The 19,703-nt window shown below is 72.9% G+C and carries 16 protein-coding genes and 2 tRNA genes; 12 read left to right on the top strand and 6 right to left on the bottom strand.

From position 1 onward, the window contains the following. Nucleotides 1–85: 85 nt before the first annotated feature. Nucleotides 86–1,618: an ATP-binding protein gene (locus tag ACVWNX_RS10230; protein ID WP_454414700.1), complete on the top strand. Its 1,533-nt coding sequence runs from the start codon at nt 86–88 to the stop codon at nt 1,616–1,618. After that, nucleotides 1,615–2,343, top strand: coding sequence for a hypothetical protein (locus tag ACVWNX_RS10225; RefSeq protein ID WP_454413585.1), 729 nt, complete (start codon nt 1,615–1,617; stop codon nt 2,341–2,343). Before ACVWNX_RS10230 ends, ACVWNX_RS10225 begins: the two co-directional genes overlap by 4 nt. Nucleotides 2,344–2,500: 157 nt before the next feature. Here ACVWNX_RS10225 and ACVWNX_RS10220 read toward each other — a convergent pair whose 3' ends face one another. Both ACVWNX_RS10220 and ACVWNX_RS10215 read right to left on the bottom strand, forming a co-directional pair. After that, nucleotides 2,501–3,016 (bottom strand): NUDIX hydrolase, encoded by a 516-nt coding sequence (locus tag ACVWNX_RS10220; RefSeq protein WP_454413584.1) that lies wholly within the window; start codon nt 3,014–3,016, stop codon nt 2,501–2,503. After that, nucleotides 3,013–4,521, bottom strand: coding sequence for a zinc-dependent metalloprotease (locus ACVWNX_RS10215; protein ID WP_454413583.1), 1,509 nt, complete (start codon nt 4,519–4,521; stop codon nt 3,013–3,015). The genes ACVWNX_RS10220 and ACVWNX_RS10215 overlap by 4 nt, the downstream gene beginning before the upstream one ends. A gap of 188 nt (nt 4,522–4,709) precedes the next feature. On the opposite strand from ACVWNX_RS10215, the gene ACVWNX_RS10210 reads away from it, so the two are divergent. The 4 genes from ACVWNX_RS10210 to ACVWNX_RS10195 all read left to right on the top strand — a co-directional run bounded on the left by ACVWNX_RS10210 (nt 4,710) and on the right by ACVWNX_RS10195 (nt 8,496). Next, nucleotides 4,710–5,822, top strand: coding sequence for an SDR family oxidoreductase (locus ACVWNX_RS10210; protein ID WP_454413582.1), 1,113 nt, complete (start codon nt 4,710–4,712; stop codon nt 5,820–5,822). Nucleotides 5,823–6,411: 589 nt separating this feature from the next. Further along, a complete protein-coding gene (locus tag ACVWNX_RS10205; protein ID WP_454413581.1) occupies nt 6,412–6,873 on the top strand; it encodes a molybdenum cofactor biosynthesis protein MoaE in 462 nt (153 codons plus the stop codon). Nucleotides 6,874–7,107: 234 nt separating this feature from the next. Next, nucleotides 7,108–7,281, top strand: coding sequence for a hypothetical protein (locus ACVWNX_RS10200; protein WP_454413580.1), 174 nt, complete (start codon nt 7,108–7,110; stop codon nt 7,279–7,281). A 123-nt stretch (nt 7,282–7,404) separates the two neighbouring features. Beyond that, nucleotides 7,405–8,496 carry a YlbL family protein gene (locus ACVWNX_RS10195; protein ID WP_454413579.1) on the top strand — a complete coding sequence of 364 codons (1,092 nt, stop codon included), beginning with the start codon at nt 7,405–7,407 and terminating at the stop codon, nt 8,494–8,496. A gap of 200 nt (nt 8,497–8,696) precedes the next feature. On the opposite strand, the gene ACVWNX_RS10190 is transcribed toward ACVWNX_RS10195, so the two are convergent. Next, entirely contained in the window at nt 8,697–9,266 is a 570-nt protein-coding gene (locus ACVWNX_RS10190; protein WP_454413578.1) for a PPA1309 family protein, read from the bottom strand. A 139-nt stretch (nt 9,267–9,405) separates the two neighbouring features. Between ACVWNX_RS10190 and ACVWNX_RS10185 the strand changes: the two genes are divergently transcribed. The 5 genes from ACVWNX_RS10185 to ACVWNX_RS10165 all read left to right on the top strand — a co-directional run bounded on the left by ACVWNX_RS10185 (nt 9,406) and on the right by ACVWNX_RS10165 (nt 15,852). Continuing rightward, nucleotides 9,406–12,420 (top strand): UPF0182 family membrane protein, encoded by a 3,015-nt coding sequence (locus ACVWNX_RS10185; protein WP_454414698.1) that lies wholly within the window; start codon nt 9,406–9,408, stop codon nt 12,418–12,420. A gap of 156 nt (nt 12,421–12,576) precedes the next feature. Beyond that, nucleotides 12,577–12,650: transfer RNA gene (locus ACVWNX_RS10180), tRNA-Met, on the top strand. A gap of 224 nt (nt 12,651–12,874) precedes the next feature. Continuing rightward, nucleotides 12,875–14,671: a tetratricopeptide repeat protein gene (locus ACVWNX_RS10175; protein ID WP_454413577.1), complete on the top strand. Its 1,797-nt coding sequence runs from the start codon at nt 12,875–12,877 to the stop codon at nt 14,669–14,671. A gap of 271 nt (nt 14,672–14,942) precedes the next feature. Further along, entirely contained in the window at nt 14,943–15,728 is a 786-nt protein-coding gene (locus tag ACVWNX_RS10170; protein WP_454413576.1) for an SAM-dependent methyltransferase, read from the top strand. Between the two features lie 50 nt (nt 15,729–15,778). Further along, nucleotides 15,779–15,852 (top strand) — tRNA-Met (locus tag ACVWNX_RS10165). Nucleotides 15,853–16,009: 157 nt separating this feature from the next. On the opposite strand, the gene ACVWNX_RS10160 is transcribed toward ACVWNX_RS10165, so the two are convergent. Further along, nucleotides 16,010–16,426: a Fur family transcriptional regulator gene (locus tag ACVWNX_RS10160; protein ID WP_454413575.1), complete on the bottom strand. Its 417-nt coding sequence runs from the start codon at nt 16,424–16,426 to the stop codon at nt 16,010–16,012. 73 nt (nt 16,427–16,499) lie between these two features. On the opposite strand from ACVWNX_RS10160, the gene ACVWNX_RS10155 reads away from it, so the two are divergent. Further along, on the top strand, nt 16,500–18,026 hold the full coding sequence (locus ACVWNX_RS10155) for a catalase (protein ID WP_454413574.1): 1,527 nt from the start codon (nt 16,500–16,502) through the stop codon (nt 18,024–18,026). A gap of 104 nt (nt 18,027–18,130) precedes the next feature. On the opposite strand, the gene ACVWNX_RS10150 is transcribed toward ACVWNX_RS10155, so the two are convergent. Beyond that, nucleotides 18,131–18,532, bottom strand: a complete 402-nt coding sequence (locus ACVWNX_RS10150) for a CBS domain-containing protein (protein ID WP_454413573.1) — start codon at nt 18,530–18,532, stop codon at nt 18,131–18,133. Nucleotides 18,533–18,781: 249 nt separating this feature from the next. Next, the gene (gene hisN, locus ACVWNX_RS10145; RefSeq protein WP_454413572.1) at nt 18,782–19,579 is read right to left on the bottom strand and encodes a histidinol-phosphatase; all 798 of its coding nucleotides are present in this window, start codon (nt 19,577–19,579) and stop codon (nt 18,782–18,784) included. Between the last annotated feature and the right edge of the window lie 124 nt (nt 19,580–19,703).

Here is a 19,703-nt window from a genome sequence, read left to right as displayed (position 1 = left end):
GGCCCGCGCCGACCGGGATCAGTCCGGGCGGCCCCCCGGCCGCCGACGCCGCTGGACCGGTCCGTTCGGACTGCGCACCCGGCTGGTGCTGGCGTTCCTGCTGGTCGCCGCCGTCAGCGCGGTCACCACCGCGACCCTCACCTACCGCGAGGCCCGCAACTCCGTCCTCGTCGCCGTCCAGGACACCGCGGTGGCCTCCTTCCGCGACCAGATCGAACAGCACGGGGTCCCGCTGCCGGTCGAACGCGAGGGCCTGGAGACCGTGCTCCGGCGGATCGCGGGCAAGGGCAAGCCCCGCCCATGGGTGGTCTTCGCCGAGTACGGCTCCCTGCGCGCCTCCTCGGGCTCCCGGCCCACCTCCACCGTCATCACCGACCGGCTGCGCCGCGCCGCCTCCGAACCCCGCCGACCGCACGGCTCCTTCGAACGGGTCGTCAAGGACGGCGTCCCCTATCTGACCATCGGCATGCCCGCCGTCTTCAGGACGGGCGTCTCCAGCGCCCTCTCCACCCGGCTGGTGTTCTACGCGGTGCTGCCGATGACCGAGGAACAGGACCAGACGGAGGCCCTGGTCAGCGCCGCCCGCGCGGGGGCCATGCCGGGCCTCGCCATCGCCCTGGTACCGGCGCTGCTCGCGGCCCGCAGCGTGCTGCGCCCGGTCCGGCAACTGCGGCGTGCCGCCCGCAGCATGGGCAGCGGACGGCTCGACACCCGCATCCCGGTGCGCGGCCGCGACGAACTGGCGGACCTGGCGCTCACCTTCAACGAGTCCGCCGGGGAACTGGAACGCTCGGTCGCCGAGCTGCGGCGCGCCGAGGAACGCGCCCGCCGCTTCGCCTCCGACGTCTCCCACGAACTGCGCACCCCGCTCGCCGGGATGCTCGCCGTCACGGAACTCCTGGACGAGGACGCCGAACGGCTGCCGCCCGACACCGCGCGGGCCGTCCGGCTGATCAGCGCCGAGACGGGCAAGTTGGCGGTGCTGGTCGAGGACCTGATGGAGATCTCCCGGTTCGACGCCCGCGCCGCCGAACTCCACCTGGACGAGGTCGACGTCGCCGAAACGATTCACCGGACCCTGCGCAGCCGTCACTGGACCGGCCACGGCCACCCCGGGCAGGTCCGTACCGACCTTCCCGACGGCATCCGCGCCCGGCTCGACCCGCGCCGTTTCGACGTCGTCGTCGCCAACCTCGTCGGCAACGCGCTGCGCCACGGGGCGGCCCCCGTCACCGTCCGGCTCCGCCGGGGCGCCGCCGCCGACGGCACGCCCGTGTTCGTCACCGAGGTCGTCGACAGCGGGCCCGGCGTCCGCCCCGAGGCGTTGCCGCACGTCTTCGACCGCTTCTACAAGGCGGACGCCGCCCGGACGCGCTCCACGGGCAGCGGCCTCGGCCTCGCCATCACCCAGGAGAACGTGCTGCTGCACGGCGGCACCGTCCACGCCGCCAACCGCCCCGGCGGCCCGGGCACCGGAGCGGTGTTCACCGTCGAGCTGCCGCTGCGCGGCCCGGAAGGACCGGAGCGGCCGGAGGGACCTGAGCGGTCAGAAGGGCCTGAGCGACCTGGGGGGCCGGAAGGACCGGAGCGGTCGGCGGAACGGGAAGCGGGGACATGACACCAGGACGCGCGCGAAGGACCTTCCGCGCCCTCGCCGTGACGGTGGCGCTGGGGGCCCTGGTCCTCACCGGCTGCGGCATACGGCCGACCGACGTCATCGAGGCGGGCGGTCCCGCGACCGTGACCCCCGTCCCCGGGCCGTCGAACCGGCTGCTGCTGTTCTTCCACACCCCTGACGGCGAAGCCGCCCCGGTGATCCGGAAGGCGGTCCGCGGCTGGAACGCCGAGGGCTCCCCGCCGACCTCGTACGAAGCCCTCCGGGTCCTCCTTGAGGGGCCGACGGAGGAGGAACGCGCGGCGGGGCTGCGCACCTCGTTGCCGAAGCTGTCGGGCTCCGCCGGAACGGTCCGCTCCAAGCCCAGCTCCCAGCGCGGCACGATCGACGCGTTCCTTCCGCTGCGGCTGGCCGATCTGGCCGACACCGCCGTGCGGCAGCTGATCTGCACGGTCGCCTACGCGGAGGACCGTGACGGGGCGGTACAGGTGGCCTTGCGGGGCACCGACGCGGCGATGGAGGCCGCGTCCTGCGGCGCCGACGTCAACCGCGAGGAGGTGCCCCGGCCCCGGACCTCGGAGCTCAGCGGAACGGAGGACGAACCGCTCCCGCCCCCCGACCCGGCCGAAGGACGCTTCCCGACCGTTCCGCCCTCCTCGCGGACCCCGCCCCCGGACGACGGGGACCCGGACGGCGGCGCCACCCGGAACGGGACCGGGAGCGGATAGGCGCCGCCCGGTCCCTCGGAGCCGGTCCGCCCAGCCCGAACCGAACGGCAGCGCCACCCGCGCTCCGCACGGTACGACCCGCGCTCCGCGCGCCGGTGCGATCCGTGGGGAGCGCCGCCGTGAGCCCCGGGCGGGGACGGTCCCGCCCGGGCACGGGTCACAGCAGCGCGCGGGTGCCCTCCAGCAGCCGTACCACCGAGGCGTCCGCGACCTTCGCGACCTCGTCGTAGCCGAACCAGCGCAGGTCCAGCGACTCGTCGCTGAGCGTCTCCACCGCCCCGGCCGGGGCCAGCGCGGCGTACTGCACGTCCAGGTGCCAGGCGCACGGCGTCTCGTGCCGGTCGAGCCGGACCGGGCCGCCGCGCAGCAGCCGCAGCGAGTCGATGCCCGACTCCTCGGTGGCCTCGCGCAGCGCCGCGTCCGCGAGGGTGCGGTCCTCCGGCTCGCAGTGGCCGCCCATCTGCAGCCACTTGTGGATCTTGCCGTGCAGGGTCAGCAGGACCCGCTGCCGCTCCGGGTCGACGACCAGCGCGCTGGCCGTGACGTGCCCCTGGCGGCAGGACTTCCACATCCCGTCCGGATGGGCGGCCAGATGCCCGAGGTAGAGCTGGCGGAGTTCGTCCTGGTCGCCGTACCCGTCCAGCACGGCCACCGCGTCGTCGTGCAGGCTCACTTGCTGTCGTCGCCGCCCTTCCCGCCGTCGCGGCCGGTGCCGCCGCTCCCGTCACCCTCGTCGCCCTCGTCACCGGAACCACCGGCGGCCTCGGAGCCACCGGCGTGACCGGTGCCGTCAGCCTCCCCCGAGGCCCCGGTGCCGCCGGCGGCCTCGCCGAGGAGCTTGTCCAGCTCGGAGAAGTCCAGGTGCTCGCGGTGGACGAAACCGTCCGGGTCGTCGAGGTCGGTGGCGGTGGGCAGCATGTCCGGGTGGGCCCACAGCCCGTCCCGGCCGTCCACCCCGCGCGCGTCGGTGAGCGAGGCCCACAGCCGGGAGGCGTCGCGCAGCCTGCGCGGACGCAGCTGCAGCCCGATCAGGGTGGCGAAGGTCTGCTCGGCGGGGCCGCCGGAGGCGCGGCGGCGGCGCAGCGTCTCGCGCAGCGCGTCCGCCGAGGACAGCCGGGGCTTGGCGGCCTCGTGGACCACCGCGTCGACCCAGCCCTCCACCAGCGCCAGGGCCGTCTCCAGCCGGGCCAGCGCGGCCTTCTGCGCGGGGGTGTCCTCCGGCTGGAACATGCCCTGCTGGAGCGCGTCCTGGAGCTGCTGGGGATTGGACGGGTCGAGCCTGCCGACCATGTCCTCCAGCTTGGAGGTGTCGACGTCGATCCCGCGCGCGTAGCCCTCGACCGCGCCGAACAGGTGCGACCGCAGCCACGGCACATGGGCGAAGAGCCGCTGGTGGGCGGCCTCGCGCAGGGCCAGGTAGAGCCGGACCTCCTCCTGCGGGACGCCGAGGTCCTTGCCGAAGGCGGCGACGTTCAGCGGGAGCAGCGCGGACTTCCCGGTCGGGCCCAGCGGCAGTCCGATGTCGGAGGAACCGACGACCTCACCCGCGAGGACCCCGACGGCCTGCCCCATCTGCGTGCCGAACATGGCGCCGCCCATGGAGCGCATCACCCCGATCAGGGGGCCCGCCATGGCCTGCATCTCCTCCGGCAGCACCTGGCCCATGGCCGCGCCGACCCGCTCGGCGACCGGGTCGACCAGCTCGCGCCAGACCGGGAGGGTGGCCTCCACCCACTCGGCGCGGCTCCAGGCCACGGACGAGCCGGAGCCGGAGGGCAGCGAGGTCACGCCGTCCAGCCACAGATCGGCCAGCCGGACCGTTTCCTCGACCCAGGCCCGGTCCGCCGGGCTCACACTGGCGTCCTTGGTGCCGTCCGCGGTGCCCTGGGAGACCGTCTGGCGGGCGATCTGCTTGGCCATGTCCCAGTTCACCGGGCCGCCCTCGTACGAGAGCATCTGGCCGAGCTGCTGGAAGGCGGCGCCCAGGTCGTTCGGGTTCATCGATCCGAACATGGCGGCGAACGGGTTGTCCCCGCCCTGACCGCCCATGCCGGGCAGCCCGAAACCGAACGGGTTGGCAGGTCCCTGACCGCCACCGCTCTGGTCCTTCTTCTTGCCCTCGTCGCCGTTCTCCGGCTCCTCCGGCGGAAGGCCGAATCCGAATGGGGTGTCACTCACGGGATTCCTCGGCTCGTCGGGCCGCCGGTCTCCCCGACGGCGATGCGCTGCGTCACCACCCAGCGTAGACACCCCGGGCCGATCGGGCCTCGGTGCTCCACCGGCTCCCGGCCTGCGGCAGGATGGGTGCCACCTGGTACGTACGCGTCACAACCGTACGTACTGAAGACAACCGCTGGAGACGCCCGGTGAGTTCCCCAGATCAACAGGTTCGCGCAGCGCGAAACCACCCGGCGGGCCCGCCCCCGCGCGGACCCGTCGTCGCCGTGACCGGCGCGGCGGCCGGGGTGGGGGCGCTGCTGGTCGAGCGGCTCGCCGCGAGCGACGAGGTCAAGCGGGTCGTCGCCATCGACGAACGGCGCGGCGCGTGCGACGGGGCCCAGTGGCACGTGCTCGACGTCCGCGACCCGGCCATCGCGGAGAAGCTGCGCGGCGCCGACGTCGTCGTCCACCTCGCGCTCGACCTGGACCTGGAGACCGACGCCGCCGCCCGCACCGCCTACAACGTGCGCGGCACCCAGACCGTCCTCACCGCCGCGGCCGCCGCCGGGGTGCGCCGGGTCGTGCTGTGCACCTCCGCCATGGTGTACGGGGCGCTGGCCGACAACGAGCTGCCGCTCGCCGAGGACGCGGAGCTGCGGGCCACCGCCGAGGCGACCGGGGTCGGCGACCTGCTGGAGATCGAACGGCTCGCGCGCCGGGCGCCCCGCGCCCACCCCGGCCTCAACGTCACCGTCGTCCGGCCCGCCGTGCTGGTCGGCGGCACCGACACCGCGCTCACCCGCTACTTCGAGTCGCCCCGGCTGCTGGTGGTCGCCGGGTCCCGGCCCGCCTGGCAGTTCTGCCACGTCGAGGACCTGTGCGGGGCGCTGGAGTACGCGGTGCTGGAGAAGGTCGAGGGCGAGGTCGCCGTCGGCTGCGAGGGCTGGCTGGAACAGGAGGAGGTCGAGGAGCTGAGCGGCATCCGCCGCATGGAGCTGCCGTCCGCCGTGGCGCTGGGCGCCGCCGCCCGGCTCCACCGGATCGGGCTCACCCCCTCCCCGGCGGGGGACCTCGCCTACACCATGTACCCCTGGGTGGTGAGCGGCAGCAGGCTCCACGACGCGGGGTGGCGGCCGCGCTGGACCAACGAGGAGGTCCTCGCCGAGCTGCTGGAGGAGGTCTCCGGGCGGCACACCCTCGCGGGGCGGCGGCTGGGCCGCAAGGACGCGACGGCCGCGGGGGCGGCGGGGGCGACGGTGGCGCTGCTCGGTACGGCCGCGCTGGTCCGCCGGGCCCGGAAGGCCCGGCGGCGCATCTGACGGCACGGGGCCGGGGCCCGTCGCCCCCCGCCCACGCTCCCGGGCGCGCCGCCCGCAGGGCCCCTCCGCGCGGGTGGGCCGGGGCCCTCGGAGGCCCGCCGCGCGAGTCCCCCCGTGCCCCTCACGGGGCTGCTTCCGCCGGTGCGCTTCCGGGTGCGGGCCGGTGGGGGTTGCTCGCGCCGTTCCCCGCGCCCCTTCCGGGGCTGCCTCGAACGGTGCGCTGTCTTCCTCGGCTCCGTCGTGGTTCCCCGCGCCCCTGACGGGGTCGCCACCGGTGTGCGTCGCGCGGTTCCCGTGCCGCTGAAGTCGCGGATCCGCCGTGGTGGCTCACCCCTGACGACCGGACCCGGCGGACGGCTCGGGGGACCGAGACCCCTGCCCCGCCAGCGGCGCGAGCAACGCACCAGGGAGCGAACCGCTGAAGCCACGACGGGCTTCCACCAGGGCGCGAACACCCCCGTCGGCCCGAGACCGGGAGACGGGCCCCAGACCCGACGGCGGGCCCGTCAGGGGCGCGGGGAACGGCGCGAACGCCCCCCACCGGCCCGAGGGCGGACGGCGGCCCGCGCGGCACCCCTAGGGTGGAGGCATGCGGACGACGGACGAGACGGGCGCGGAGCGGTACGGGGCGGGGGCCGTGCGGCTGGTCGCGGTACGGGACGAGCCCCTGTCGCTGGACGAGGTGTTCCACGCGGTGGGCGACCCGACGGCGGGCGGCACCGCCCTGTTCGTGGGGACGGTCCGCGACCACGACGGCGGAGCCGGTGTCGAGGGCCTCGGCTACTCCGCCCACCCCACCGCGGAGGCCGAGCTGCGCCGCGTCGCCGAGAAGGTCGCCGCGGACCACCCGGTCCGCGCCCTCGCCGCGGTGCACCGCGTGGGCGACCTCGGGATCGGCGAGATCGCGGTGATCGTCGCGGTGTCCTGCCCGCACCGCGCGGAGGCGTTCGCCGCCTGCCGCGCGCTGATCGACGACCTCAAAAGAGAGGTCCCCCTCTGGAAGCACCAGAGGTTCTCCGACGGCACCGAGGAGTGGGTCGGCGCCCACTGACCCCGCGCCCGCCCGCGCACCACCCCGGGACCGCCGGTCCACGACGGTCCAGGGACCCACGGGCCCAGCGACCCACGGGCGCCCGCCCGGACCGCCCCGCCCGAGACCGGCGCCCTCCCCGCCCGGAACGGGCCTCCGCTTGCGTAACCGCCCCCCTGGCGTGAGCGTTGTCACTGCGGATGGTTAATCTGCTGATCAGTCAGTTGGGGTGGCTCACCGGGTAGGGAGGTCGGCATGGCGGTGCTCGCGTGGTTGCTGATTCCGCTCTTCGCCGCGCTCGGCGCGGGTCTGTGGGGCGGCTGGGCGACGAGGACCCGCCGGACCGGTGACGGACCGGAGCTGGCCGGGTACGAACGGTTCCGGGCGGCCATGGAGAAGTCGGAGAAGTCCCGCTCCGACGTCGTCTGAGCCCTCCCCCGCGTCCTCGCGGGCCGGTGGCGACCGGCCCGCGCGCGCCGGCCCGCCGCGCCCCGGGGACCCGTACGGCCGACTGGGCGGTGCGCACACAGGTGGGTCCCGTACTGTCGTTCCATGCCACGCCGCACGACGACGATGCTCGCTTCCACCGTGTTGCTGATCGCGCTGCTCTGCGCGGGAGTGTTCATCAAGACGCCGTACTCGGAGATGTCCCCCGGACCCACCGTGAACACCCTCGGTGAGCACGACGGGGAGCCGGTGCTCCAGATCTCCGGCCGCAAGACGTACCCGACGACCGGGCACCTCAACATGACGACCGTCCGCGTCACCAGCGCCGACTACCGGATGAACCTGGTGGAGGCGGTCTACGGGTGGCTGGCCGACGACAACATCATCGTCCCCCACGACACGCTCTACCCGGACGGCAAGACCGAGGAGCAGTCCACCCAGGAGAACGCCGAGGAGTTCACCCAGTCCCAGGAGAGCGCCAAGGTCGCCGCCCTGCGGGAGCTGGACATCCCGGTCGGACAGTGGGTGATCGTCTCCACCGTGCTCAAGGACAGCCCCGCCCAGGGCAGGCTGCACGCCGGGGACGTGATCAAGAGCGTCGACGGGCGGCCGGTGAAGAAGCCCTCGGACGTGGCGGATCTGGTCACCCGGCACGAGCCGGGGGAGAAGGTCGTGTTCACGGTCGTCCCGGCCAAGGAGTCGGCCGAGGCCGAGAAGGCGGGGAAGACGCCCACCCGCACCGAGGAGGTGACGGTCACCACCCGGGAGTCCGAGGACGGGAAGAAGCGGGCCATCGTCGGCATCCAGGCCGGGACCGACCACACCTTCCCGTTCACCGTGGACATCAAGCTCGCCGACGTCGGCGGCCCGAGCGCCGGGCTGATGTTCGCCCTCGGCATCGTGGACAAGCTCACCCCGGAGGACCTCACCGGCGGGAAGTTCGTCGCGGGCACCGGCACCATCGACGACGAGGGCGAGGTCGGCCCGATCGGCGGCATCGAGATGAAGACGGTCGGCGCCCGGGAGAAGGGCGCCGAGTACTTCCTCACCCCGGCCGACAACTGCGCGAGCGCCGCCGAGAACGTGCCCGACGGCCTCACCCTGGTGAAGGTCGAGGATCTGGACGGCGCGCTGAAGTCCCTGGAGGACATCCGCGAGGGCCGCACCGACCGGCTGCCCCGCTGCGCCACCGGCTGACCGGGGCGGGCGGCGCCGGGGGGCCCGAGGGGCGTCAGACACCCCCGAGGAGGCCCTCCCGGCGCCGCTCCGGCCCGCCGTGCGGCCCGCGCCGCGGAGGGGACGCCCGCCGCGGTGCGGGCTGTACCGCGGCCGGGACGCCCGCCGCGCCACGGACACGGCGGCGGCGGGCCACCCCGACCGGGACGGGGCCGGGCCCGCTACTCCGCGAACGTGGCGGTCAGCGCGTCCGCCAGCCCCGGCACCAGGTCGGCGCCGGTCAGCACGTCCTGCGCCGAGTCCTTCTCGCGCAGCCGCACCGCCGAATCGCGGGCGCCGTCGCGCAGCACCGCCACCGTCATCCGCACCTCCTGGCGGTCCGGGTGGCGGGCCACCCACGACGCCAGCTTCGCCCCGCTCAGGTCCGCCGGGACGGACGCCTCGGCGGACGGCGGCAGCATCAGCCGCTCCACGGACAGCGCGCAGCCCACGACCGCGTCGGGCCAGGCGATGGTGCCCAGGAACTCGTCCAGCGGAGTGCCCGCCGGAACCTCGTCCTGTTCGATCGGGGTCAGTGAGCCGCCGGGGGAGGCGGCGGAGGATTCTTCGGTGAGGCCGAGCCGCTCGGCGAGCGTGGGTTCCTGGGAGCGCAGCCGATCGGTGTCGACCAGGGCGAACAGCCGGGCGGGCTGGTCCCAGCCCAGCCCGGAGACGTACTCGTCGATCTCCAGCACGGCCCGCGTGAGCGGACCGCCGGCCATCGGGGTGCCTGAGGTGGCGGTGTTGGACATGGTCACAATCCTGCCTCGTTCGGCCCCGGAACCGGGAACCGAGTAAAGCATCAGTAAGTTGCATAGGAGGGGTTCCGGCGTTCGCCGGGGCCCGAAGCAGAACTACAGCGACTTCGAGGTGCGCACCTTGGCTTTCCAGATGCCGGACCGCGGCGGAGGCCCGACCGGGCCACGGATCAGAGTGGGCCGACCCTCCCGGCGGGTCCGCACCCTGCTCATGACACTGGGCGTCCTGGCCGTGCTGGCCATGGTGTTCGTCATGTTCGCGGGGTTCTGGACGGACTGGCTGTGGTACCGGTCGGTGGACTACTCGTCGGTGTTCACCACGACCCTGTCGACCAAGGTCGGGCTGTTCCTGGTCTTCGGGCTGCTGATGGCCGCCTCCGTCGGGGTGAACGTCTGGCTGGCGCACCGGCTGCGCCCGCCGCTCAGCGCCATGTCCATGGAGCAGCAGAACCTCGACCGGTACCGCATGGGGATCGCCCCCTACAAGAAGTGGATCCTGCTCGGCGTCGCCGCGATCGTCGGTCTGATCGCGGGCGCCTCCGCCGCCGGCCAGTGGCGCACCTGGCTCCAGTGGGTGAACGGGGTCTCCTTCGGCAAGAAGGACCCCCAGTTCGGTCTGGACGTGTCGTTCTTCACGTTCGACCTGCCCTGGTACCGCTTCCTGCTGGGCTTCGGCTTCGCCACCGTGGTGCTCTCCCTGATCGCCGCCGCCCTGACGCACTACCTCTACGGCGGACTGCGGGTCACCAGCCCCGGCGGGCGGGCCACCGCCGCCGCCACCGGGCACCTCTCGGTCCTCCTCGGGATCTTCGTCTCGCTGAAGGCCGTCGCCTACTGGCTGGACCGGTACGGCCTCGCGGTGAAGTCCAGTGACTTCAAGGCCACCGACAACTGGGCCGGTCTGCGGTACGTCGACGCCAACGCCTATCTGCCGGCGAAGACGATCCTGTTCTGCATCGCGGTGATCTGCGCGGTGCTGTTCTTCGCGACGCTGTGGCGCCGCACCTGGCAGCTGCCCGTCATCGGCTTCGGCCTGATGGTGCTGTCGGCGGTCCTGATCGGCGGCCTCTACCCGGCCATCGTGCAGAAGTTCCAGGTCCAGCCGAACGAGCAGGCCAAGGAAGCGCCCTACGTCCAGAAGAACCTGAAGGCGACGCAGGAGGCGTACGGGATCGAGGACCGCCAGGTCACCGAGTACCCGGGCAAGAGCGAGACGAGCGACAAGGCGAAGCTGCGCGAGGACGCCGACAAGGCGGCCAGCATGCGCATGATCGACCCCAATGTGGTCTCGCCCACCTTCCAGCAGCTCCAGCAGATGCGGAACTACTACGGGTTCCCCGAGAACCTGGACGTGGACCGCTACAAGAGCCCCGACGGCAAGGAGCAGGACACCGTCATCGGTCTGCGCGAGCTGGACCCGCAGGGCATCCCCAAGCACAACTGGATCAACGACCACTTCCGCTACACCCACGGGTACGGCGTGGTCGCCGCCAAGGGCACCGAGGCCACCGCCCAGGGCAGCCCCCTGTTCACCGAGTCCGACCTGCCCTCCAAGGGCACCCTCGGGGACTACGAGCAGCGGATCTACTACGGCGAGAAGACGACGCAGTACTCCATCGTCGGCGGGCCGCAGAAGGAGATCGACTACTCCGACGACAGCGGCGAGAAGACCACCCGCTACAAGGGCGACAGCGGGGTCAACCTGTCGAACCCGCTGAACCGCGCCGCCTACGCGGTCGCCTTCGGCGAGCCGCAGATCCTCTACTCGGGCGCCATCGGCGAGGGCTCCAAGATCCTCTACAACCGGGTGCCCAAGGAGCGCGTCGAGGCGGTCGCCCCCTGGCTGACCATCGACGGCGACGCCTACCCGGCGGTGGTCGACGGCCGCATCCAGTGGATCGTGGACGCCTACACCACCACCAACGGCTACCCCTACGCGTCCCGGACCACCCTCGGGGACACCACGGCCGACTCGCTGACCGAGCGGAACGACCAGCGGGCGGTGGTGGCCCAGCAGAACCAGGTCAACTACATCCGCAACTCGGTCAAGGCGACCGTGGACGCGTACACCGGTGACGTCAAGCTCTACCAGTGGGACACCGAGGACCCGGTCCTCAAGACCTGGATGAAGGCGTTCCCGGGCACCGTGGAGCCCAAGGGCGAGATCTCCGCGACGCTCATGGACCACCTGCGCTACCCGCAGGACCTCTTCAAGGTCCAGCGCGAGCTGCTCACCCGCTACCACGTGGAGGAGGCCGACGCCTTCCTCAGCAGCAGCGAGGTGTGGCAGGTGCCGGACGACCCGACGAACCGTTCGGGCAAGGCCGTGCCGCCGTACTACCTGAGCATGCGGATGCCCGACCAGAAGGAACAGGCGTTCTCCCTGACGACGACGTTCACGCCGCGCGGCCGGGACAACCTCAGTGCCTTCATGGCGGTGAACGCCGAGGCCGGGACCAAGGACTACGGCAAGATCAGCATCCTCAAGATGCCCTCGGCGGAGACCATCGACGGTCCCAAGCAGGTGCAGAGCAAGTTCAACTCGGACACCGCGATCGCCGAGAAGATCAGGCTGCTGCGCGGTGGTGACTCGGAAGTCGAGTACGGCAACCTGCTGACCGTGCCGCTGGACGGCGGACTGCTCTACGCCGAGCCGGTCTACGTGCGCGGCGGCGGACTGAAGTACCCGCTGCTGCGCCGCGTCCTGGTCAACTACGACGGCAGGACGGCCTTCGAGCCGACCCTGGAGAAGGCGCTCAACGTCGTCTTCGGGGCGGAGAAGGCCAGCCCGGTGGACTCCGGGACGGAGGAGCCGGAGAAGGAGCCGGAGAAGCCCGACAGCGGCACCTCCGAGCCGCCCACCGAGAACCCCACCGTCAAGGAAGCGCTCCAGGAGGCCCAGAAGGCGTTCGACGAGGGCCAGAAGGCCATGGAGGACGGCGACTGGAAGGGCTACGGCGAGGCCCAGGAGAAGCTCAGGGACGCCCTGAAGCGCGCCGAGGACGCCCAGCGGAAGGAGGGCGACGGGAAACCGGCTTCCGGCGACAAGGCCGACAAGGCCGACGGGGCGGACAAGGCGGCCGACAAGGCCGACGGGTCCGCCGAACCCGACGCCGACAAGAGCGGGAAGCCCTCCGAAGGGGGCTGAGCCCCGGCGGTCGGACGTTTCCCGGGGGCGCGCCCCGTAACGCGCGCCCCCGGGCCGACCCCAGGGCTTCACGTCGTCCGTGGCGGCGCCGGAACCCCGGCGCCGCCACGGGCCCGACGGGCCCCTCACGCTCCGTGCTAAGGTTCGGACATACGACGCGGGGTGGAGCAGCTCGGTAGCTCGCTGGGCTCATAACCCAGAGGTCGCAGGTTCAAATCCTGTCCCCGCTACTGAAGGCGAGGGCCCGGAAGCCAAGCTGGCTTCCGGGCCCTCGTCATGTGTGCGTGGAAACTGAACGTCCGGAGTGTGTCCGACGTATGGGAGGGCACGAGCGTCAAGGAGAGTGGGGGCCAACGGGTTTGACTTGTCTCCGTGTGGGCATGTCGACAAAGCGCTGTAGTGACCTCACTTGCTGCGGTGTACCAGATGTGCCCAGGGTGCGGGTGGTGCGACGATGAACGTGATGGGGGACAAGGCGACCCTGTGGGAGACGGGGCGCTTCGCGCAGCCCGTCGACCGGGACGAGACCGGCGCCGCGGCCGAGGAGGAACGCCACCGGGCCGCCGCCGACGCCGGTGACCCCGAGGCGATGAGCGTCCTCGGCGCCCTGCTGCTGCGCCGGGGCGACCTCGACGGGGCCGAACCCCTGCTGCGCGGCGCGACCGCCGAGGGCGACCGCGCCGCCGCCAACAACCTCGGCGTCCTGCTCCACCAGCGCGGCTACGCCGACGAGGCCGCCGGATGGTGGCGGGTCGCCGCCGTCGCCGGGTCCGCCGCCGCCGCCCACGCCCTCGGCCGCCACCAGCGCGAGCGCGGCGACGAACCCGCCGCCGAGTACTGGCTGCGCCAGTCCGCCGAACAGGGCCACGCCCTCGGCGCCTACGCGCTCGCCGACCTCCTGGAGCACCGCGCCGACGACGACGCCGAGGAGTGGATGCGGGCCGCCGCCGAACGCGGCCACCGCGAGGCCGCCCACCGGCTCGCCCGCGCCCTGGACGAGCGCTCCCGCGCCCAGGGCGCCACCGAGGCGTCCCGCGCCCGGGCCGCCCGCGAGGCCGAGCAGTGGTACCGCCAGGCCGCCGCGCGCGGCCACCGCCAGGCCGCCCTGCACCTCGGGGCCATCCTGGAGCGGCGCGGCGACCTCAAGGAGGCCGGGCGCTGGTACCTCACCTCCGCCAAGGACGGCGAGGCCCGCGCCGCCCGCGCCCTCGGCTTCCTGCTGCGCGACGCGGGGGACGTGGAGAACGCCGCCGTGTGGTGGCTGCGCGCCGCCCAGGACGGCGACGGCAACGCCGCCAACGCGCTCGGCGCGCTGCACGCCGAACGCGGCGAACCCCAGACCGCCGAACGCTGGTACCGCGCCGCGCTCGACGCGGGCGACGTCAACGGCGCCTACAACCTGGGACTGCTCTGCGCCCAGCAGGACCGCGTCCCCCAGGCCGAGCAGTGGTACCGCCAGGCCGCCTACACCGGCCACCGCGAGGCCGCGAACGCGCTCGCCGTGCTGCTGCTCCAGCACGGCGACACGGCGGGCGCCGAGCCCTGGTTCTCCAAGGCCGCCGAGGCGGGCAGCGTCGACGCCGCGTTCAACCTCGGCATCCTCTGCCAGGGGCGCGGCGACGAGGACGGCGCGGTGCGCTGGTACGGCCGGGCCGCCGCCGCCGGACACACCGAGGCCGCCCTCCAGGTCGGCATCGCCCGGCTGCGGGACGGCGACGAGCGGGAGGCCGAACGCCATCTGCGGCGGGCGGCGGGCGGCGGCTCCGCCGAGGCCGCCTACCGGCTGGCCTCGGTGCTGGACGCCCGGCGCCCGCCCGCGCCCGCCCATGAGCTGGGCGAGCCCGTCCACGAGCGCACCGAGTGCGAGGAGTGGTACGAGCGGGCCGCCGAGCAGGGCCACCGCAAGGCCCAGGTGCGGGTCGGGATGTTCGCGTCCGCGCGCGGCGACGTCGTCGAGGCGGCGCACTGGTACCGGCTCGCGGCGGAGGCGGGCAGCCGCAACGGCGCCTTCAACCTCGGTCTGCTGCTGGCCCGGGAGGGCAGCGAGCCCGAGGCGGCGCTGTGGTGGAAGCGGGCGGCCCGCGCCGGACACGGCCGCGCGGCGCTGCGGCTCGCCCTGCTGCACGCGCGGCGCGGCGAGCTGCCCGAGGGCCAGCGCTGGGCCGAACTCGCCGTCTCCCTGGGCCCCGAGGAGGTCGCCGCCCGGGCCGCCCGGCTGCGGGACGCGCTCGTCGAGGAACTCTCGGCGTAGTCCGGTCGGCCGCCGGCCCGTTCGGCACCGTTCCGTCCAGGAGCCCTTCCCGGCCGCCCCGTTCGGCCGGGAACCTCCGTACGGGACGGTGCCCGCCGCCTCCGCGGGGGGCTGGTCGTCACCGCCGGTACTCCTCGCCCGCCTGGTGATTGACGGTGCGTCACCTTCCGTGGAAAGAGGCGTCCCGACCGATGGTGTCCCGCGTCACCCGGGTTAACCTGACGGCTGGATATCGCCCGTACGGGTGGGTGGACAGAGACGGAGTGTTGCGTTGGCGGAGGAAATCGACACGAGCAAGCCCAGCATCGCGCGGGTCTACGACGCGGTCCTCGGCGGCAAGGACAACTACGAGGTCGACCGGGTGGTGGCCGACGAGGTCAAGCGCACGGTGCCGCACATCGGCGACGTCGGCTGGTTCAACCGCGCCGTGCTCGGCCGGGCGGTCCGCCACCTCACGGCCGAGGTCGGCATCCGCCAGTTCATCGACCTCGGCGCCGGGCTGCCCACGCTGGAGAACACGCACCACGTGGCGCAGCGGGTGAACCCCGAGGCCCGTGTCGTCTACGTCGACAACGACCCCATCGTCCTCGCGCACGGCCGCGCCCTGCTGGAGGAGAACGCCAACACCGGTGTCTCCAACGCCGATCTCCGCGACCCGGCGAACGTGCTGGAGGAGCCCGCGATCAAGCGGCTGATCGACTTCGACCAGCCGGTCGGCATCCTCCTGGTGGGCATCCTGCACCATCTGCACGACGACGAGGACCCCAAGGGCATCGTCGACCAGTACATGTCCCGGGTGCCGTCCGGCAGCCATCTGGTCATCACCTCCTTCTGCGACACCGGCCCGGAGGCCCGTGAGGTGCAGGAGACGATGCTGCACCTGCTGGGCACCGGCCGGTTCCGCACCACCGAGGAGATCACCGCCTACTTCGACGGGTACGAGCTGCTGGACCCGGGCGTGGTGTCGCTGCCGCTGTGGCGCCCGGACGAGCCGGTGGAGGGGCCGCTGACCGTCGCCCAGCGGCTGATGGCCGGAGGCGTGGCCCGCAAGCCCTGACCCCGCGATTTGCTCTCGCCCCACACGTCACGTAGAGTCGGGTTCACCGACGCGGGGTGGAGCAGCTCGGTAGCTCGCTGGGCTCATAACCCAGAGGTCGCAGGTTCAAATCCTGTCCCCGCTACTCAGAAAACGAAGGCCCGGAGGCTCAGCCTCCGGGCCTTCGTCGTGTTCGCCGTCGCCACCCCGCTCGCCGTCGCCGCCTCAGCGAGCCGGAGTGCACGCGAGCGCCCCCCGACGGATCCGTCGGGGGGCGCACATGACGCGTGTCAAAGAAGGGCCTAGCTGTTGGTGCAGCCCGGACAGATGCCCTTGAAGGTCATCTCCACGCCCGAGACGGCGAAGCCGAAGCGCTCCGAGTCGGGCAGGTCCGCCAGCGGGTTGCCGACGGGGTGGACGTCCCGGATGGCGCCGCAGGAGGCGCACACCAGATGGTGGTGGGGACGGTGGGCGTTCGGGTCGTACCGTTTGGCCCGCCTGTCCGTCGCGACCTCCAGCACCTCGCCCAGGGAGACCAGCTCGCCGAGGGTGTTGTAGACCGTCGCCCGGGAGATCTCGGGAAGCCGGACCACCGCCCGGGCATGCACCTCGTCGGCGGTCAGATGGACGTGGTCGCCGTCGAGGACCTCGGCCACGACGCGGCGCTGTGCGGTCATCCGCCAGCCGCGTTCGCGCAGCCGTTCCAACAGGTCACTCATGCGCATCAGCCTAACAGCAGGGGGACCTTGATCCCGAACGGGTGTGACTTTGGAGAGTTACTTGACTTAGACAATGTCCATTGTAGGATCGGCAACGGCATTGGCCAAGGGACAGAACTGGCTCAGATCGACGCAGGAGGCGCACGTGACGTCGCAGGGACCGCTCACCACGGAGGCCGGCGCACCGGTCGCCGACAACCAGAACAGCGAGACCGCGGGCGTCGGCGGCCCCGTACTGGTCCAGGACCAGTCGCTGCTGGAGAAGCTGGCCCACTTCAACCGGGAGCGCATCCCGGAGCGCGTGGTGCACGCGCGCGGTGCGGGTGCCTACGGCACCTTCACCCTGACCCGGGACGTCAGCGCCTGGACCCGGGCGAAGTTCCTCTCCGAGGTGGGCAAGCAGACGGAGACCTTCCTCCGCTTCTCCACCGTCGCGGGCAACCTCGGCGCCGCCGACGCGGTGCGCGACCCGCGCGGCTTCGCGCTGAAGTTCTACACCGAGGAGGGCAACTACGACCTCGTCGGCAACAACACCCCGGTGTTCTTCATCAAGGACGCCATCAAGTTCCCCGACTTCATCCACACCCAGAAGCGCGACCCGTACACCGGCTCGCAGGAGGCGGACAACGTCTGGGACTTCTGGGGGCTGAGCCCGGAGTCCACCCACCAGGTGACCTGGCTCTTCGGCGACCGGGGCATCCCCGCCTCGTACCGCCACCTGAACGGCTACGGCTCGCACACCTACCAGTGGAACAACGAGGCGGGCGAGGTCTTCTGGGTCAAGTACCACTTCAAGACCGACCAGGGGATCAAGAACCTCACCCAGGCGGAGGCCAACCGCCTCGCGGGCGAGGACCCGGACAGCCACCAGCGGGACCTGCGCGAGGCCATCGAGCGCGGCGACTTCCCGTCCTGGACGGTCCAGGTGCAGATCATGCCGGCGGCCGAGGCGGCGGGGTACCGCTTCAACCCGTTCGACCTCACCAAGGTGTGGCCGCACGAGGACTACCCGCCGATCGAGATCGGCAAGCTGGAGCTGAACCGCAACCCGGAGAACGTCTTCGCCGAGGTCGAGCAGTCGATCTTCAGCCCCGCGCACTTCGTGCCGGGCATCGGCCCGTCCCCGGACAAGATGCTCCAGGGCCGGCTGTTCGCCTACGGCGACGCGCACCGCTACCGCGTCGGCATCAACGCCGACCACCTGCCGGTGAACCGCCCGCACGCCACCGAGGCGCGCACCAACAGCCGGGACGGCTTCCTGTACGACGGCCGCCACAAGGGCGCCAAGAACTACGAGCCCAACAGCTTCGGCGGCCCGTTCCAGACGGACCGGCCGCTCTGGTCGGCCACCGAGGTCGCCGGGGCCACCGGTGACCACGCGGCGCCCTCGCACGCCGAGGACGACGACTTCGTCCAGGCGGGCAACCTGTACCGGCTGCTGTCGGAGGACGAGAAGTCCCGTCTGGTGGAGAACCTCGCCGGGTTCATCGCCAAGGTGTCGCGCGACGACATCGCCGAGCGCGCGGTGAACAACTTCCGCCAGGCCGACGGCGACTTCGGCAAGCGGCTGGACGCCGCGGTCCAGGCCCTGCGCGGCTGACGGCGGCGGGGGTGCCGGAGCCGCGTGCCCCCGTGGACGGCCCCGGCGGCCGGACGGTCTCCCCGTCCGGCCGCCGGGGCATCCGTCGTTCCGGACGCCGTCTCTCAGACGGCCGCCCCGGCCGCCCGGCGCCGTGCGGGCGCCCAGCAGCGCAGGATGTCGCGGACCGAGACGACACCGATGGGTTCGTGGTCGCCGAGCACGACCAGATGGCGGAAGCCGCCCCGGGTCATCGCCTCGGCGGCGTCCTGGAGGGTCCACGCCGGGCTGGCGAAGACCACGTCGGTCGTGGTGTGGGTGCCCGCCGTCTCCCGGTCGGGGTCCTGCCCCAGACCGAGGGAGGTGAGGATGTCGCGCTCGGTCAGGATGCCGAGTCCGCTGGTGTCGGGGTCGAGGACGACGGCCGCGCCGACCCGGCGGGCCGACATCAGGGAAGCGGCCCTGCGCAGGGTGTGCGCCGGACCGATGGTGAGGACCACCGTGCTCATGGCGTCGCGGACGAGCATGGTCGAAAGCCACCTCCTGGTACTCGGTCCCCCCTTGGGAAAGGATTCACAAGTTCACAAGTGGGGGGATTCTCAGAGTGGCAGCCGTCGCAGCGGCCAACAAGGGGTCGTCGACGCCGCGCGTGGTCACGATTCCGCCACGATGGGTGACCGCCCCGGGGGTGCGGTCGCTCAGGGTGAGGGAAAGGGAGACCGGGGCGTCCGCTTCCGCCGGGCGCCGCGCCCGCGCCGGGGCGCCCGGCCGCGCGGTCAGTACTTCTGGTTCAGATAGCCCAGCAGCTCGTCGTGGAGAGGGCCGTTGGACGCCACCCCGTTGCCGCTGTGCGGGCCCGGGCGTCCGTCCAGGCCGGTGAACGTGCCGCCCGCCTCCGTCACGATCACCGCGGTGGCGGCCATGTCCCAGAGCGACAGCTCGGGCTCGGCGCACATGTCCACCGACCCCTCGGCGACCATCATGTACGGCCAGAAGTCCCCGTACGCCCGGGTCCGCCACACCGCGCGGGTCAGGTCCAGGAAGCCGTCCAGCCGTCCCTGCTCCTCCCAGCCGGTCAGCGAGGAGTAGGCGAACGAGGCGTCGGCCAGCCGGGACACCTCGGACACCCGCAGCCGGGACGCCGAGGCCAGACTGCGGCCGGTGAACGCCCCGTGCCCCTTCGCGGCCCACCAGCGGCGGCCCAGCGCGGGGGCCGACACCACGCCCACCACGGGCTGGTAGCCGCCCTCGCCCGCCTCCATCAGCGCGATGAGCGTCGCCCACACCGGGACGCCGCGCACGTAGTTCTTGGTGCCGTCGATCGGGTCGATCACCCAGCGGCGCGGCCCGGTGCCCTCGATGCCGTACTCCTCGCCGAGGATCGCGTCCCGGGGGCGGGCCCGCTGGAGGTGACCCCGGATCAGCTCCTCGGCGGCCCTGTCCGCCTCGCTCACCGGGGTCATGTCCGGCTTCGTCTCGACCTTCAGGTCGAGGGCCTTGAACCGGTCCATGGTGGTGGCGTCGGCGGCGTCGGCCAGCACATGGGCGAGCCGCAGGTCATCGTGGTAGGGCATGGCCGAACAGTATCCACCGCCGCCGGACGGGGGCCACCGGCCGTCCGCCCACCGGAACGTCCGCCCGTCCGGCCCCGGGCGTCCGGACCGCGGCCTTGACAGCGTCTGTCGCGCCGTCAACGCT

It is taken from the genome of Streptomyces sp. JNUCC 64 (genome assembly GCF_054484115.1).
The sequence above is the reverse complement of the archived record's forward strand: the minus strand, read 5'-3'. Positions and strand labels throughout refer to the sequence as shown.

Bases quoted from the DNA above. Each gene is read 5' to 3' on its own strand.
- ACVWNX_RS10225 (WP_454413585.1), top strand. From the start codon at position 1,615: ATGACACCAGGACGCGCGCGAAGGACCTTCCGCGCCCTCGCCGTGACG.
- ACVWNX_RS10205 (WP_454413581.1), top strand. From the start codon at position 6,412: ATGCGGACGACGGACGAGACGGGCGCGGAGCGGTACGGGGCGGGGGCC.
- ACVWNX_RS10200 (WP_454413580.1), top strand. From the start codon at position 7,108: ATGGCGGTGCTCGCGTGGTTGCTGATTCCGCTCTTCGCCGCGCTCGGC.
- ACVWNX_RS10195 (WP_454413579.1), top strand. From the start codon at position 7,405: ATGCCACGCCGCACGACGACGATGCTCGCTTCCACCGTGTTGCTGATC.
- ACVWNX_RS10190 (WP_454413578.1), bottom strand. From the start codon at position 9,266: ATGTCCAACACCGCCACCTCAGGCACCCCGATGGCCGGCGGTCCGCTC.
- ACVWNX_RS10185 (WP_454414698.1), top strand. From the start codon at position 9,406: ATGCCGGACCGCGGCGGAGGCCCGACCGGGCCACGGATCAGAGTGGGC.
- ACVWNX_RS10175 (WP_454413577.1), top strand. From the start codon at position 12,875: ATGAACGTGATGGGGGACAAGGCGACCCTGTGGGAGACGGGGCGCTTC.
- ACVWNX_RS10160 (WP_454413575.1), bottom strand. From the start codon at position 16,426: ATGAGTGACCTGTTGGAACGGCTGCGCGAACGCGGCTGGCGGATGACC.
- ACVWNX_RS10155 (WP_454413574.1), top strand. From the start codon at position 16,500: ATGTCCATTGTAGGATCGGCAACGGCATTGGCCAAGGGACAGAACTGG.
- ACVWNX_RS10150 (WP_454413573.1), bottom strand. From the start codon at position 18,532: ATGCTCGTCCGCGACGCCATGAGCACGGTGGTCCTCACCATCGGTCCG.
- hisN (WP_454413572.1), bottom strand. From the start codon at position 19,579: ATGCCCTACCACGATGACCTGCGGCTCGCCCATGTGCTGGCCGACGCC.